The sequence below is a fragment of the Spinactinospora alkalitolerans genome (assembly GCF_013408795.1).
In the GTDB taxonomy this organism is placed as follows: domain Bacteria; phylum Actinomycetota; class Actinomycetes; order Streptosporangiales; family Streptosporangiaceae; genus Spinactinospora; species Spinactinospora alkalitolerans.
Window position 1 is genome coordinate 5,049,712 of record NZ_JACCCC010000001.1, and the last position, 14,738, is coordinate 5,064,449.

Consider the following 14,738-nt stretch of genomic DNA (forward strand, 5'->3'; position numbering starts at 1 on the left):
CAGGGGGCCGCGGCCCCCTGCCTGCGTCGCGCTTCGGGGATCCCCGGCGCGGCGGCGGTCCGGCGGAGTGAGAACCCCCACAGCGGAGCGCTCAGGCCTCCCCCGCGCGCTCGCGCGCAAGACGCTCAATGATATCGACGCAGGTCGACAGCTCGAAGGCGGTGCTGTCGAGCACCAGGTGGTAGAAGCGGGGGTTCGCGGAGTCGACCCGGTAGAAGCGGCGCACGTAGGCGGCGCGGGCGCGGTCGTTGTCCTCCAGCTCCCGCATGGTGGGCGGCCGCCACTGCGCGTCGACCGCCTCCTCGCTCTCCCCGAGCATGAGCGCCTCGTTGCGCCCGGCCTCGCGCAGGGACACGGCCTGGTCGAGCCGCCGGTCCTTGGGGGCGTCCAGGCGGACGTGCAGGGCGTTGGCCCGGTCGGCCAGGACCACGGCGGCGGCGCGCCCCAGGATGACGCCGCCGCTGGAGCCGACCTTGCTGATCACGCGCTCGGTGTGCTCGACGAACTCCTGGTCGTAGAGGAGCCGCCCTTCCGCGTCGGTGGCGCCGATGAACGTGGTGTCGATGCTGCCGAGCGTGACGCTGGGCAGCCGGGCCGCGCTGGCCAGCAGCCGCTCGAAGCCGGTGGGCGCGCGGTCGTCGTGCTCAAGGGCGTCTTCGAGCGAGCAGCCGATCCGCTTGGCCACCGCCCCGGGGATGGCGCGGTCCAGGAACGGCACTCCCAGGCGCCGGGCGACGGCCGGGCCGACCAGACTGCCGCCGGCCCCATAGGTCGCGGAAATGGTCACCACGTGCTTCATCGGGGCACCACCTGGTCGTGAACACCGTTCGTACAGCCCAGGTCTTACCCCTGTCGGGGTGGTGTTAGCCGGAGGTCCGCCGATCGGGCCCCCGACGTCCGACGCGAACGGTCGACGGCGTTCTTCGGCCGAGACACACCGAACCAACGGCTCGCAGTCCCCGGATCGCCGATGGGAGTGGGGGCTGTGGCCGCGGTCCTCCGTGCACCACCGCATGACCTGGGGAGGCCGCCGTCAGCGCGCCGGCGCCTGACAACAGCCTCATCAGGTCACCACGGGCCCGGCCAAGGGCTGGAGACAACCCCCACCAGACCACCACGGGTCGGCGGGGCCTGGAAACAGTCCCCGCCTTCCCCGTCGACGATCTAGAACAGGGCCGAGGTCAGTCCGCGGCGTGCCTTGGCGATCCGGGGGTCGCCCGGCGGCAGCACCTCGAACAGCCCGAGCAGGTGCTTGCGCACCCGGTCGCGGGGCTCGTCGCGGGTGCGGCGCACGGTGGCGATGAGCCGGTCGAAGGCGTCCTCGAACTTGCCGCCGTACATGTCGATGTCGGCGACCTTGCACTGGGCGTCGACGTCCTCGGGGTCGTCGGCCGCGGCCTGGCGGACCGCCGCGGCGTCGAGGTCGCGGACCCGGGAGACCAGCCGCACCTGGGCCAGCCTCGCCTTGAGCTCCTCGTCGCCGGGGTTGGCCTCCAGCGCCTTGACGTAGACGGCCTCCGCCGCGGCGTAGTCGCCGTTCTCGAGCGCGGCGGCGGCCTCGGCCTGCACGGGGTCCTGCGCCTGCTGCGCCTGCTGCTCCGGCTGGTCCTGCTCCTCCTGCCCGCCCTCGGCCGGGCCCAGGCCGGTGTAGTCCTCGGGCAGGACGCCCTGCTCGCGCAGCGCGCCGAAGACCTGGGTGAGCAGCTCGCGCACCTGCTCCTCGTTCATCGCCCCGGCGGCGATCGGCTGGATCTGGCCGCCGAGGGCGAGGTAGAGGGCCGGGACGCCCTGGGCGCGCAGGGCCTGGGCGAGCTGCGGGCTGGCCTCGGCGTCGACCTTGGCCAGCAGCCATTGCCCGCCCGCCCCGATGGCGAGGCGGTCCAGCACCTGCTCGACCTGTTTGGCCTCGCCGGACCAGTTCGCCAGCAAGACCAGGATGACCGGGATTTGAAGGGAACGTTCGAGGACGTCGCTCTGGAGGTTCTCCTCGGTGACGTCGACCGCGTACGGGTTGGCGGTGCCTGAGGCCGCCTCGGCCTGCCGCTTGGCCTCGCGTTCCAAGGCCGCCTTGCGAGCTCCGAGGTCGACCGCGCTCTGCATGGAGAAGTCCGAAGGCTGCATACCCTCCATCCTGCCGCATCCGACGCGAACACGGTCAACGCCGGGCGCGGCGACACGGCCGGCGGCCACCGATCACGTCAGAACCGCGGGTCCTCGGTGTAGGTGCCGAACTCCTCGCCCATCGCCCCGCAGATCTCGCCGAGGGTGGCCTCCGCGCGCACCGCGTCCATGATCAGCGGGATGAGGTTGCGCTCGGCCGGGTCGCGCACGGCGGCCGTCAGCGCGGCCAGCGCGGACCCGGTGACGGCCGGGTCGCGGTCGGCGCGGCGCCGCGCCAGCGCCCGCTTCTGCTCGCGCTCCACCTCGTGGCCGACCCGCAGGATCTCCAGCTCCCCGGAGACGGTGCCGGTGTGGCAGTTGACGCCGACGATGCGCTTCTCGCCCTTCTCCAGCGCCTGCTGGTACTGGAACGCCGACTCGGCGATCTCGGAGCTGAACCACCCGTTGTCGATGCCGGCGAGGATGCCCGAGGTCATCGGCCCGATGGGGTGCTCGGCCGCACCCGAGTCCCCGCCGCCCATGTGCAGGATCCGCTCGAAGATCCGCTCGGCCTCGGCCTCGATCTGGTCGGTGAGCGCCTCGACGTAGTAGGAGCCGCCGAGGGGGTCGGCGACGTTGACGACGCCGGTCTCCTCCATCAGGACCTGCTGGGTGCGCAGCGCGATCTCGGCGGACTGCTCGGTGGGCAGCGCGAGCGTCTCGTCCAGCGCGTTGGTGTGCAGCGAGTTCGTGCCGCCCATGATCGCAGAGAGCGCCTCGACCGCGGTGCGCACCACGTTGTTGTAGGGCTGCTGCGCGGTCAGCGAGACCCCGGCGGTCTGGGTGTGGAAGCGCAGCCACTGGGCCTTCTCGCTGGTGGCGCCGTAGCGGTCGCGCATCCAGCGGGCCCAGATGCGGCGGGCCGCGCGGAACTTCGCGATCTCCTCGAAGAAGTCGATGTGGGCGTCGAAGAAGAACGACAGGCCCGGCGCGAACCGGTCGACGTCCAGGCCCCGCGACAGGCCGAGCTCAACGTAGCCGAAGCCGTCGGCCAGCGTGAAAGCGAGCTCCTGGGCGGCGGTGGCCCCGGCCTCGCGGATGTGGTAGCCCGACACCGACAGCGGCTTGAACGCCGGGACGTTCTCGGCGCAGTACTCCATGAGGTCGCCGATGAGGCGCAGGTGCGGCTCGGGCGGGTAGAGCCACTCCTTCTGCGCGATGTACTCCTTGAAGATGTCGGTCTGCAGCGTGCCGTTGAGGGTGCCGGTGTCGACGCCCTGGCGTTCGGCCGCCACCAGGTACATGCAGAACATCGGGACGGCGGGGCCGCTGATCGTCATCGAGGTGGTGATGTCGCCCAGCGGGATGCCGTCGAAGAGGACCTCCATGTCGGCCACCGAGTCGACGGCCACGCCGCAGTGGCCCACCTCGCCCAGCGCCTGGGGGTCGTCGGAGTCGCGGCCCATGAGCGTGGGCATGTCGAAGGCCACCGAAAGCCCTCCGCCGCCGGAGGCGAGGATCATCTTGTAGCGCTCGTTGGTCTGCACCGCGTTGCCGAAGCCGGCGAACTGCCGGATGGTCCAGGTGCGGCCGCGGTAGCCGGTGGGGTACAGGCCGCGGGTGAACGGGAACTCCCCCGGCCAGCCGATGCGTTCGAATCCGGGGGTCTCGGTCCCTTTCCTCGGCCCGTAGACCGGGTCGACCTGCTGCCCGGAGAGCGTCGTGAAGTCGGCGTCGCGCTTGCGCGCCGCGTCGTAGCGCGCCTGCCAGCGGGCGCGCCCCGCCTCGATGTCCTCAGCCATACCTTGATAGTAGGACTTCCAACTAAATTTGGGTAGTGAGGGGCCGCCCTTCCGCCGGTCCCGGACCCGCCGGCCTCAAACCGCCTGGAACGAGGCCGGTGGCCTCATCGAGGTCTGACCAGCGCGGCCACGAGGTGGGCGGGGTCTCCAGGGGTCGGACCTGCTGCGCCGCCGACGGCTTGCGCGCACTGCGACAGCCGCCCCCCTGCGCGGACCCGACCGTCAGACACCGGTCAGGACCGGCGGGAGGAGTCCTCGTCGGGGAAGTCGCCGAAGCTCACGCGCAGGTTCTTGAAGAGCGCGTGGAGCTGCCAGAGCTCGTCGTCGGAGTAGCAGTCGAGGCCGAAGTCCATGGCCAGCAGGTCGTGCGTCGCGTGCTCGACGACCTCGCGGCCGGAGTCGGTGATCTCGGCGAGCGTGCCCCGGCCGTCGCTGGGGTTGGGCAGGCGCCGGACGAACCCCTGGCGCTCCAGTCGGTCGATGGTGTTGGTGACGCTGGTGGGGTGCACCATCAGCCGTTCGCCGATCTTGCCCAGCGGGAGCGCGCCGGTGGAGCTGAAGGTGAGCAGGACCAGCGCCTCGTAGCGCGCGAACGTCAGCTCGTAGGGTTTCAGGGTCGCGTCGAGCTGGCCGATGAGGATCTGCTGCGCCCGCATGACCGAGGTGACCGCGGCCATCGCGGGCGAGGCGCCCCACCGGTTCGTCCAGTTCTCATGGGCGCGCTCGATGGGGTCGAACGGAAGGTTCAGCGGGTTTCCCACACGCACACTTTAGCGACCCACCCGCGTAAAGCACGGAAACCCCCGACCGTCAAGAGAGACGCGCTGGCCGACTTCGGCCACAATCGCCCCCGGCAACGCCCCGGAGCCGGAAATCCCAGCTCGCGCGGGCTCACCGGATGTGTCCGGCATCTCACTCAAAGCGGCGCGGCACAGAAAAGGACCGGAGTGTCGTTGACCCCTCGGGAAACTAATAGTTAAGTTTCCTAAAAATTAGAAAGAGCCGGTCAGAACGGCACCCATACATGGAATGTCCACGGACCGGCCCGATTCCGCACGCTCGCGGGCCGCCTGCTCCCCGCCCATCCCCCGCCTCCCCGCTGACTCCACCGACCGACCTCCGGGTCGTCACACGTCACCGTCCGATCCGATCCGCCGCCCCGCGCGGCGGCGCTCGATCCCCCGCCCTGCTGATGAAGTAGGAGACGCAAGAACGTGAGAACACTCCGCAGACCCCGCAGAGCCCGCGGACACGGATGGTCCGCAGCGGCCGTCCTCGCCCTCCTGGCCGCCCCGCTCGCCCTCCTGACGCCCACCACCGCCTCCGCCGACGCCGCCGACGTCACCGTCGTCTACAGCGAGGGCGCGCGCTGGGACACCGGCTACAGCGGCCAGTTCACCATCGACAACGGCTCCTCGGCCCCGCTGACCGACTGGACCATCGAGTTCACCCTGCCCGAAGGCGCCAGTGTCGGGAGCCTCTGGAACGCCACCATGGAGCGCTCCGGCGACACCTACACGCTGACCCCGCCCTCCTGGGGCGCGAGCGTCCCGGCCGGCGGCCAGTACGGGATCGGCTTCAACGGGGTCTTCTCCGGCGGCGAGACCCAGCCGGTGAGCTGCACCCTCAACGGCGCACCGTGCGCCGGCGGCCCCTCCGAGGACGACACCGAGCCCCCGTCGGTCCCGACCGGCGTGACCGAGGCCGGGGTGACCGGCAACGCCGTCACGCTGAACTGGACCGGCTCCGAGGACAACGTGGGCGTCGCCGGCTACGAGGTCCTGCTCGGCGGGGAGGTCGCGCGCTCCGTCGTCGGAGACACCACCTCGGCCACCGTCGGCGGGCTCGACCCCGACACCGAGTACACCTTCACCGTGCGGGCCTACGACGCCGCGGGCAACCGCTCCGAACCCAGCGCCCCCGTCACCGTGCGCACGGCCGAGGGCGACGACGGCGGCGGCCCCGGCCCCGGCGGTGACCGCAGGGTCGGCTACTTCACCCAGTGGGGCATCTACGACCGCGGCTACCTCGTCCAGGACATCGACACCAGCGGCACCGCGGCGAAGCTGACCCACATCAACTACGCCTTCGCCAATATCAACACCAACGGCCAGTGCTTCCAGGCCAACCAGCTCGGCCAGGGCGACGCCTGGGCCGACTACGGCCGGTCCTTCCGCGCCGACGAGAGCGTCGACGGCGTGGCCGACACCTGGGACCAGGACCTGCGCGGCAACTTCAACCAGCTCCGCAAGCTGAAGGAGGAGCACCCGCATCTGAGGGTCAACCTGTCCATCGGCGGCTGGACCTGGTCCAAGAACATCTCCGACGCGGTCCGCACCCAGGAGTCGCGGGAGCGCATGGTCAGCTCGTGCATCGACATGTTCCTGCGCGGGAACCTGCCGGTCTTCGACGGCGCGGGCGGCCCGGGATCGGCCTACGGCGTCTTCGACGGCATCGACCTGGACTGGGAGTGGCCCGGCTCCGAAGGCCACCCGGACAACACGTTCCGCCCCGAGGACAAGGAGAACTACACCGCGCTCGTCGCCGAGTTCAGGGAGCAGATGGACGCGCTGGAGGCCGAGACCGGGCGGACCTTCGAGCTGACCTCGTTCATGCCGGCCGACCCGGAGAAGGTCGACGCGGGCTTCGAGGTCGCCGAGATCATGCCCGACTTCGACTTCGTCACGGTGCAGGGCTACGACTTCCACGGCGGCTGGGAGGACACCGCCAACCACCAGTCCAACCTGACGCTGGTCGAGGGCGACCCCGGACCGCGCGCCTTCAGCGCCGAGATCGCGATCGAGGCGTGGATCGACCGCGGCGCCGATCCCGAGGACCTCGTGCTCGGGGTGCCCTTCTACGGCCGCGGCTGGACCGGCGTCCCGGCCGGCCCCAACGGCGACGGCCTGTTCCAGCAGGCCACCGGGCCCGCTCCCGGCCCCTATGAGGACGGGATCGACGACTGGAAGAACCTCAAGGACCTCCAGGGCTACACGCTGCACCGCGACGACGCGGCCGGCACCGCCTGGCTGTACGACGGCAGCACGTTCTGGACCTACGACGACGAGGTCTCGATGCGCCAGAAGGTCGAGTGGGCGCAGGACCGCGGCCTCGGCGGGATCATGGCGTGGTCGCTGGACGGCGACGACGCCCAAGGGTCGCTGATGACGGCCGTCGACGGGGCCCTGGACGGCTCCTGACCGACGGTGGACCAACGGGTCCGGGGAGATCCTCTCCTCTCCCCCGGACCCCTCCCCCGCGGCGGCGGGTTCGGGTACGGCGGGCCCGCCGTCGCACCAAGTGCGCCGCGCCGGACCGCACACGACGCGGTCCGGCGCGGCGCCCCAACCGAAGTGGACGGCAGAACGGCACGGTCGGCCTCCCGCGGCGCGAGGCCGGACCGTGAAAAGGACGGGAGCCGGAGGGGAACGCCTCTTCCCCCTCCGGCCTCCCCGGCGGCGGACCCGGTGCGGCGGGTCCGCCGCCGCTCACTCTTCCGCACGGCCCGCTCCAGGCCGCCCCGGACACACGTCCGCCACGAGGGGGCGGTGACCGACACCGGACGCCGCGCGCCGCGGCGCTCCCGGGTCATCCATCCGACCGCGAAAAGCCAGCAGCAGAGTTCCCCGACAGCCAGTTCCCCGTCAGGACGGAGACGACCGCAGCATGCCCATCGCCCGCCCCACCCGATCCCCCGCACGGTTCGCCACGGCGGCCGCAGCGCTCGTGCTCATCCCCCTCGCTCCCCTCGCCCATGCCGAAACGGCCGGCGCCGACACCGGGGACGGACGGGTCACGGTCACCCAGACCGAGAACGCGCGCTGGCCCAGCGGCTACCAGGCCGAGATCACCGTCACCAACGACACCGGCGCCCCACTGGAGGACTGGACCATCGAGTTCGCGCTCCCCGAGGGCGCGAAGGTCCACCAGATGTGGAACGCGACCCTGGAGCCGGACTCCGGCGGCTACACCGCGACCCCGCCGCGCTGGGGCGCCACCGTCCCGGCCGGTGAGAGCTACACGTTCGGCTACAACGGCGTCTTCTCCGGCGGCGAGACCGGCTTCACCGAGTGCACCGTCAACGGCGACCCCTGCCAGGGGACGCCGGAGGAGCCCGAGTACCGCCAGGTCGGCTACTTCACCCAATGGGGCGCCGCAGACCGCGGCTACCCGGTCAAGGACCTCGTCGAGAGCGGCCAGGCCGAACGCCTCACCAACCTCAACTACGCGTTCGCCAACCTGGACGAGAACGGCCGCTGCTTCATGACCGACGAGGACGGCCAGGGCGACGCGCACGCCGACTACGGGCGGGTCTACGGCGCGGCCGACTCCGTCGACGGCGTCGCCGACGACCCCGACCAGCCGCTGCGCGGGACCTTCAACCAGCTCCGCGAGCTGAAGGAGGCCAACCCCGGTCTGCGCGTGAGCATCGCCATCGGCGGCTGGGCGTGGTCGGACCACTTCTCCGACGCGGCGCTGCCCGAGAACCGCGAAGCCGCCGTGGAGTCGTGCATCGACCTGTACCTGCGCGGGAACCTCCCCGAACTCAACGGCGCCGGCGGCGACGGGGCCGCAGCGGGCCTCTTCGACGGCATCGACCTCGACTGGGAGTGGCCGGGCACCCCGGGCGAGCCCGGCAACGTGATCCGGCCCGAGGACAAGGAGAACTTCACCGCGCTCGTCCGGGAGTTCCGCGACCAGCTCGACGCGCTGGAGAAGGAGGAGGGCCGCGAGTTCGACCTGACGGCCTTCGTCCCGGCCGACACCGGCGCCATCGACGCCGGATACGAGGTCGACGAGCTCGTCGAGGAGTTCGACTTCATGAACGTCCAGGGCTACGACTTCTCCGGCGCCTGGGCCCCGATCGCCGGGCACCAGTCCAACGTCCGGGTGCCCGAGGGCGACCCGGCCGCGACCCCGCGCAGCTACGAGACCGTCGTCCAGGCCTACCTGGACCGCGGCGCCGAACCCGAGGACCTGGTCATGGGCGTCCCGTTCTACGGCCGCGGCTGGACCGGCGTCGAACCCGGCCCGCAGGGCAACGGCCTGTGGGGCGACGCCGCGGGCGCCGCGCCCGGCGTGTGGGAGGCCGGCTTCAACGACTACAAGGTCCTCAAGGAGTACGTGGGTCGGGACGGCTTCGAGCTGTACCGCGACGAGCACGCGGGCACCGCCTGGCTCTACGACGGCACCGAGTTCTGGAACTTCGACGATCCGACGGCCATCGCGCAGAAGGCCGCCTGGGCGCGCGAAGCCGGCCTCGCCGGCGTCATGACCTGGTCGCTGGACGGCGACGACGAGCAGGGCAGCCTGGTCAGGGCGTTCGACGAAGAACTGAACGGACGCGGGTGACCCGCACCGGCCCGCCGTGAGACATCAACGGGGGAGGCGGCACGGATTCCGCGCCGCCTCCCCCGTTGCCGTCCGATCGGCCGCCCCGCCTGCAACGGCTCAGGACCGGCCCCAATGCCGTGAAGTCAAGGAATGGGCGGGGTGGGTCGTCGAGGGGCGTTGCGGGTCCGGTGGCCGGGCTCTGGCGCGTAAAGAGCTGGGCGAGACCTCTCGCGCGGCCACCGCCGGCGCGCTGACCGCGGTCTTGCCGGCCTTGCTCGACCACAGGGAGACCTGTGGGGCACCGGTCGGCACCGGCTCCCCAGGCTCAACCACCCGGCATCGGGACTAGCCCAATGCCTTGAGGATCTCGTCGGCCGCCGTGTAGGGGTCGAGGCCGCCCGCAGCGACCCGCGTGCCGAGCAGGTCGAGGTCGGCCCGGCCACCGAGGTCGTCGGTCCGGGCGCGCAGCTCGGCCAGGACGATCCCGACGACCTCCTCCCTGGCCCGGGCGTGCCTGCGCCGCTCGCGCTCCCCGGTCGCGCGCAGGTGCCGGTCGTGCTCGTCCAGCCGCTCCAGCAGCTCCCCGACGCCCTCCCCCTTGGCCGCCACGGTGCTCACGATCGGCGGCTTCCACTCCTCGGGGGTCCGGTCGACCTGGGCCACCATCTGGCGCAGCTCCCGCACGGTCACGTGCGCGCCCTCGCGGTCGGCCTTGTTCACCACGAAGACGTCGGCGATCTCCAGCACGCCGGCCTTGGCCGCCTGCACGCTGTCGCCCATGCCGGGAGCGCACAGCACGAGCGTGGTGTCGGCGTGCCCGGCGATGTCGACCTCCGCCTGGCCGACCCCGACCGTCTCGACGAGGACCGTGTCGAAGCCCGCGGCGTCCAGGACCCGCAGCGCGTGCGGCGTCGCCCACGACAGCCCGCCGAGGTGGCCCCGGCTGGCCATGGACCGGATGAAGACCCCGCTGTCGGCCGCGTGCTCCTGCATGCGGATCCGGTCGCCGAGCAGCGCGCCGCCGGTGAACGGCGAGGACGGGTCGACGGCGAGCACGCCCACGCTCTCCCCGCGTCCCCGCAGCGCCGCGACGAGGGCGTTGGTGGAGGTGGACTTGCCGACGCCGGGTGATCCGGTCAGCCCGATGACGCGCGCCCGCCCGGTGTGCGCGGCGAGGCCGGCCATGATGCCGCGCAGCTCCGGTGAGGCGTTCTCCACCAGGGTGATGGCGCGCGCGACGGCGCGGCGGTCGCCCCGCAACGTGCGCTCGACGAGTTCGGAGACGTTCATGGGAGCCGAGTATCGCAAGCGGCCGGTCCCCGCGCACGCCGAGGTGGCGCGTCGGCCTCCCCGGTCACGTGGACGTGGAGCCGTCGATCTGCTCGCGGAGGATCTCGGCGTGCCCGACGTGGCGACCGGTCTCCTCGATCATGTGCGCGTAGATCCAGCGCAGCGATACCTCGCCCAGCTCGGCGTGCGGGACGACGCGGTCGAGGTCGAATCGGGCCGCCGTCGCGCGCGAGCGCTCGCACTCCCGCTCGTAGGCCGCCGTCAGCGACGCCACCGTGTCGTCCTCGGCCGGCTCCCAGGTCAGGTCCTCGCCCTCGGCGGTGATGTCGCCCTCGTCGCGCGGCAGCCCGGCGAGGTGGTGCTGGAACCAGTTGCGCTCCACCGCCGCGAGATGGCGGAGCAGGGCGGCCGGGGTGGTCTTCGACGGGACCAGGCGGCGCCGGACGTCCTCTTCGGACAGCCCCGCGACCCTGCCGACGACGGCGGAGCGGAGGTAGTCGAGGAAGGCCTCCATGACGTCCCGCTCGGAGGCGGTGCGGGCGAGCACCACCGCGCGTTCGGCGGCGTTGAGGGACCGTTCGGGGAGGGGCTCGGGACTCGGTGTCGTCGTCATCACCGTGACGCTAGCGCCCCGGGCGCCGGGCGGGAAGCCGGACGTCCGGGGCCGGTCACGGGACTACTGCGCCGGGACCCGGAACAGCAGCGCGTCGCCCTGGCCGCCGCCGCCGCACAGCGCGGCCGCGCCCAGCCCGCCGCCCCTGCGGCGCAGCTCGTGGACGAGGTGCAGCGCGATGCGGGCGCCCGAGGCGCCGATCGGGTGGCCCAGCGCGATGGCGCCGCCGTCGACGTTGACGATGTCCTCCGACACCGCCAGGTCGCGCACGGACTGCACCGCGACGCTGGCGAACGCCTCGTTGATCTCGATCAGGTCGAGATCGGCCACCTGCAGCCCGGCCCTGCCCAGCGCGTGCTTGATCGCGTTGGAGGGCTGGGACTGCAGCGAGTTGTCGGGACCGGCGACGTTGCCGTGCGCGCCGATCTCGGCGAGGATCTCGCAGCCCAGCTCCTCGGCCTTGGCCCGGCTCATCACGACGACCGCGCAGGCGCCGTCGGAGATCTGGGAGGAGGAGCCGGCGGTGATGGTGCCGTCCTCGGCGAAGGCCGGGCGCAGCCGGGCCAGCGACTCGGGCGTGGTGTCGGCGCGCACGCCCTCGTCCTCGTCGAAGACCCTGGGCTCGCCCTTGCGCTGCGGGATGTCGACCGGGGTGATCTCGGCGTCGAAGCGGCCGTCCTTGATCGCGGCGGCGGCCCGCTGGTGGGAGCGCGCGGCGAAGGCGTCCTGCTGCTCGCGGGTGATGTTCAATCGGGCGTTGTGGCGCTCGGTCGAAGCGCCCATGGAGTCACCTTCGAAGGCGTCGGTGAGGCCGTCGTGCGCGGTCGCGTCGAGCACCTCGATCGAGCCGTACTTGTAGCCGTGCCTGGACTTGGGCAGCAGGTGCGGGGCGTTGGTCATCGACTCCATGCCGCCGGCGACGACCACGTCGAACTCGCCCGCGGCGATCAACTGGTCGGCCAGCGCGATCGCGTCCAGGCCCGACAGGCACACCTTGTTGACGGTCAGCGACGGGACGCTCATCGGGATGCCGGCCTTGACGGCGGCCTGCCGGGAGGGGATCTGGCCCTGGCCGGCCTGCAGGACCTGACCCATGATCACGTAGTCGACCTGCTCACCGGTGACCCCGCCGCGCTCCAGCGCGGCGCGGATGGCGGTCGCGCCGAGGTCCACGGCCTCAAAGCCGGCCAGTGATCCGAGCAGCCGCCCCGTGGGCGTCCGGGCTCCACTGACGATGACAGAACCGGGCATTGGCGGGTCCTCCGTACGTGTGTCCGACCTGATCTGCCACCATACATATACGCCTTTTCCTCGCCTTCCAGGAGGTCGGACACCGTGTTCACCCGTATTGACCACGTCGGCATCGCCTGCCGCGATCTGGACGCGACCGCGGAGTTCTACCGCACGGCCTTCGGCTTCGAGGTGGCGCACGAAGAGGTCAACGAGGAGCAGGGCGTGCGCGAGGCGATGCTGCGGGTCAACGGCACCGACGACGGCGGCGCCAGCTACCTCCAACTGCTGGAGCCGACGCGGGAGGACTCCCCCGTCGCCAAGTTCCTCGCCAAGAACGGCGAGGGCGTGCACCACGTCGCGTTCGGCACCTCCGATGTGGCCGGCGCCGCGGGGGCGATCGGCGGGCGCGGGGTGCGCGTCCTCGACGCCGAGCCGCGGCACGGGACGATGGACTCCCTGATCACCTTCCTGCACCCCAAGGACTGCGGCGGCGTGCTCACCGAACTGGTGCAGGCGCGCGGGGCGACCGGCGGCGACGGCGGGGAGCGCTGAGCCGACGGGCGGACGGCGGACGAACCGCGGATGACGACGGCAGGAAGAAATGTGTAACTGAACCGTCACAATTTCATGTTCGTGCACGTCTCGGCGCACCCGAAGAGACCGAAATCCCAGCTTCCGTCCGCAAAAACCCTTCCATGCCGCCAGTGGCTTGATAAAGTCTGCTAGCTGCCAAGTTGCGTCCAGGACGCACTTGGACGCAGCCCCTGTCCCCCCGCCGGTTCAGGCCCATCGATTCGGGTTGGCCGTGAAGCACGTCCCCGTCCGAGAGTCGACGCTCCGTATCAATGGAGCGAACTGCACCACGCGATTCGATGTCCCGGAGTACCCTCCCAGGGAGTAATCGCCGGATTGAGGCGTGAGTCATGACCTCAGCCGGACGCTGTGACGCCCGCGCCCTAACTCGAAACGAACACATCCGTAATGTAGCCGTCTCGTAACCTGTTCAGGATTCCGCCACATGCCGTCCGATATTGACGCCCAGCTCAGCAACTTCTTCGAGGAAAGCCCTCAACCGACCGAGTTCGACACGGTTCTGCGCGGCTACGACCGGCAGCAGGTCGACACCTTCATCGAGAGCCTCAAGGGATCTCTGCGCAAGTCCAAGGAAGAGACGCAGCAGTCCCAGAACAACCTCACCGAGGTCAAGCGCCAGCTGCAGGAGCAGGAGCGCCCCACCTACTCCGGCCTGGGCGCCCGCATCGAGCAGCTGCTGAGGCTGGCCGAGGAGCAGGCGACCGAGCTCGTGCAGGCCGCCCGCACCGACGCCAACGAGTTCAAGGCCGCGGCCAAGATCGAGGCGGCGGAGATGCGCGCCGCCGCCGAGAACGAGGCCACCGACCTGCGCACCTCCGCCCAGCGCGACGCCGACGAGATGCGCTCCTCGGCCGAGGGCGAGGCCGAGGAGATCCGGACCACCGCCCGCCGCGAGGCCGACGACCTCACCTCCACCACCGAGCGCGAGGTCCAGAAGAAGCGCTCCACGGTCGACCACGAGATCGCCGAGAAGCGCGCCACGTTCGAGGGTGAGATCGCCAAGCTGCGCACCACCACCGAGCGCGAGTGCGCCCAGGCCCGCGCCTCCGCCAAGCGTGAGCGCGACGAGACGCTGCAGGCCGCCAAGCGCCAGGCCGACGAGCTGCGCGCCCAGGCCCAGCGGCTGGTCGAGGAGAGCGAGGCCAAGCGGGCCCAGGACGAGGCCGAGTTCGAGATCCAGCTCGCCAGCCGCCGCGAGGAGGCCGAGCGCCAGGACGCCGAACGCCTCGCCGCAGCCCAGGCCGCGACGCAGAAGCTGGTCGCCGAGGCCGAGGAGCGGGCCGCCAGCGCCGAGCAGCGGGCCACCAAGGCCAGCTCCCAGGCCGAGCAGACCCGCCGCGACGCCGAGCAGCATGCCAAGCAGCTCGTGGCCAACGCCAAGAAGAACGCCGAGCAGATCAGCGGCGAGGCCAAGTCCAAGGCCGAGCACCTGGTCAACGACGCCAGGTCCGAGGCCGACCGGATCATGACCAGCGCGCAGCAGCAGGTGGACGAGCTCACCCGCCAGCGCGACAGCATCCAGTCGCACCTGCAGCAGCTCCGTCAGCTGCTGGGCGGTGGCGGCGGTGGCGGCGGCGACTTCTCCGCCGCGCCCGCCCCGCAGGCGGCCCCCGCCGCCGAGGAGCCGGCCGCGATCGAGGCCAACGGCAACAACGGCAACGGCGCCCCGAAGCAGCAGGGCAACGGCGGCGGCCAGAAGCAGCCCGTGGCCGCCAAGTCCGGCAAGGCCGCCGACGACGAGGACTGGTGGCAGGAGTAGATCCTCCGGACCA

11 protein-coding genes are annotated in these 14,738 nt (G+C 71.6%); 4 read left to right on the plus strand and 7 right to left on the minus strand.

From position 1 onward, the window contains the following. Positions 1-91: 91 nt before the first annotated feature. The 4 genes from HDA32_RS22480 to HDA32_RS22495 all read right to left on the minus strand — a co-directional run bounded on the left by HDA32_RS22480 (position 92) and on the right by HDA32_RS22495 (position 4,663). Positions 92-799, minus strand: coding sequence for a cytidylate kinase-like family protein (locus HDA32_RS22480; RefSeq protein WP_179645092.1), 708 nt, complete (start codon positions 797-799; stop codon positions 92-94). 365 nt (positions 800-1,164) lie between these two features. Further along, a complete protein-coding gene (locus HDA32_RS22485) occupies positions 1,165-2,121 on the minus strand; it encodes a tetratricopeptide repeat protein (protein WP_179645093.1) in 957 nt (318 codons plus the stop codon). Positions 2,122-2,198: 77 nt separating this feature from the next. Continuing rightward, positions 2,199-3,902, minus strand: coding sequence for a coenzyme B12-dependent isobutyryl-CoA mutase large subunit (icmA, locus tag HDA32_RS22490; protein WP_179645094.1), 1,704 nt, complete (start codon positions 3,900-3,902; stop codon positions 2,199-2,201). 233 nt (positions 3,903-4,135) lie between these two features. Further along, positions 4,136-4,663, minus strand: a complete 528-nt coding sequence (locus tag HDA32_RS22495) for a MarR family transcriptional regulator (RefSeq protein WP_179645095.1) — start codon at positions 4,661-4,663, stop codon at positions 4,136-4,138. A 453-nt stretch (positions 4,664-5,116) separates the two neighbouring features. Between HDA32_RS22495 and HDA32_RS22500 the strand changes: the two genes are divergently transcribed. Both HDA32_RS22500 and HDA32_RS22505 read left to right on the plus strand, forming a co-directional pair. Then, complete coding sequence (locus tag HDA32_RS22500; protein ID WP_179645096.1) at positions 5,117-7,102, plus strand: glycosyl hydrolase family 18 protein; 1,986 nt, start codon at positions 5,117-5,119, stop codon at positions 7,100-7,102. Between the two features lie 466 nt (positions 7,103-7,568). Then, on the plus strand, positions 7,569-9,254 hold the full coding sequence (locus HDA32_RS22505) for a glycosyl hydrolase family 18 protein (protein WP_179645097.1): 1,686 nt from the start codon (positions 7,569-7,571) through the stop codon (positions 9,252-9,254). Between the two features lie 327 nt (positions 9,255-9,581). Here the strand turns inward: HDA32_RS22505 and meaB are convergent, their stop codons facing one another. The 3 genes from meaB to HDA32_RS22520 all read right to left on the minus strand — a co-directional run bounded on the left by meaB (position 9,582) and on the right by HDA32_RS22520 (position 12,390). Next, positions 9,582-10,526 carry a methylmalonyl Co-A mutase-associated GTPase MeaB gene (gene meaB, locus HDA32_RS22510; protein WP_179645098.1) on the minus strand — a complete coding sequence of 315 codons (945 nt, stop codon included), beginning with the start codon at positions 10,524-10,526 and terminating at the stop codon, positions 9,582-9,584. Positions 10,527-10,590: 64 nt separating this feature from the next. Then, positions 10,591-11,139: a DinB family protein gene (locus HDA32_RS22515; RefSeq protein WP_179645099.1), complete on the minus strand. Its 549-nt coding sequence runs from the start codon at positions 11,137-11,139 to the stop codon at positions 10,591-10,593. Positions 11,140-11,202: 63 nt separating this feature from the next. Then, entirely contained in the window at positions 11,203-12,390 is a 1,188-nt protein-coding gene (locus tag HDA32_RS22520; RefSeq protein ID WP_179645100.1) for an acetyl-CoA C-acetyltransferase, read from the minus strand. 84 nt (positions 12,391-12,474) lie between these two features. Here HDA32_RS22520 and mce point away from each other — a divergent pair, with 84 nt between their 5' ends. Beyond that, positions 12,475-12,924: a methylmalonyl-CoA epimerase gene (gene mce / locus HDA32_RS22525; protein WP_179645101.1), complete on the plus strand. Its 450-nt coding sequence runs from the start codon at positions 12,475-12,477 to the stop codon at positions 12,922-12,924. A gap of 466 nt (positions 12,925-13,390) precedes the next feature. After that, positions 13,391-14,725, plus strand: coding sequence for a DivIVA domain-containing protein (locus HDA32_RS22530; protein ID WP_179645102.1), 1,335 nt, complete (start codon positions 13,391-13,393; stop codon positions 14,723-14,725). The last annotated feature ends 13 nt before the right edge of the window (positions 14,726-14,738 follow it).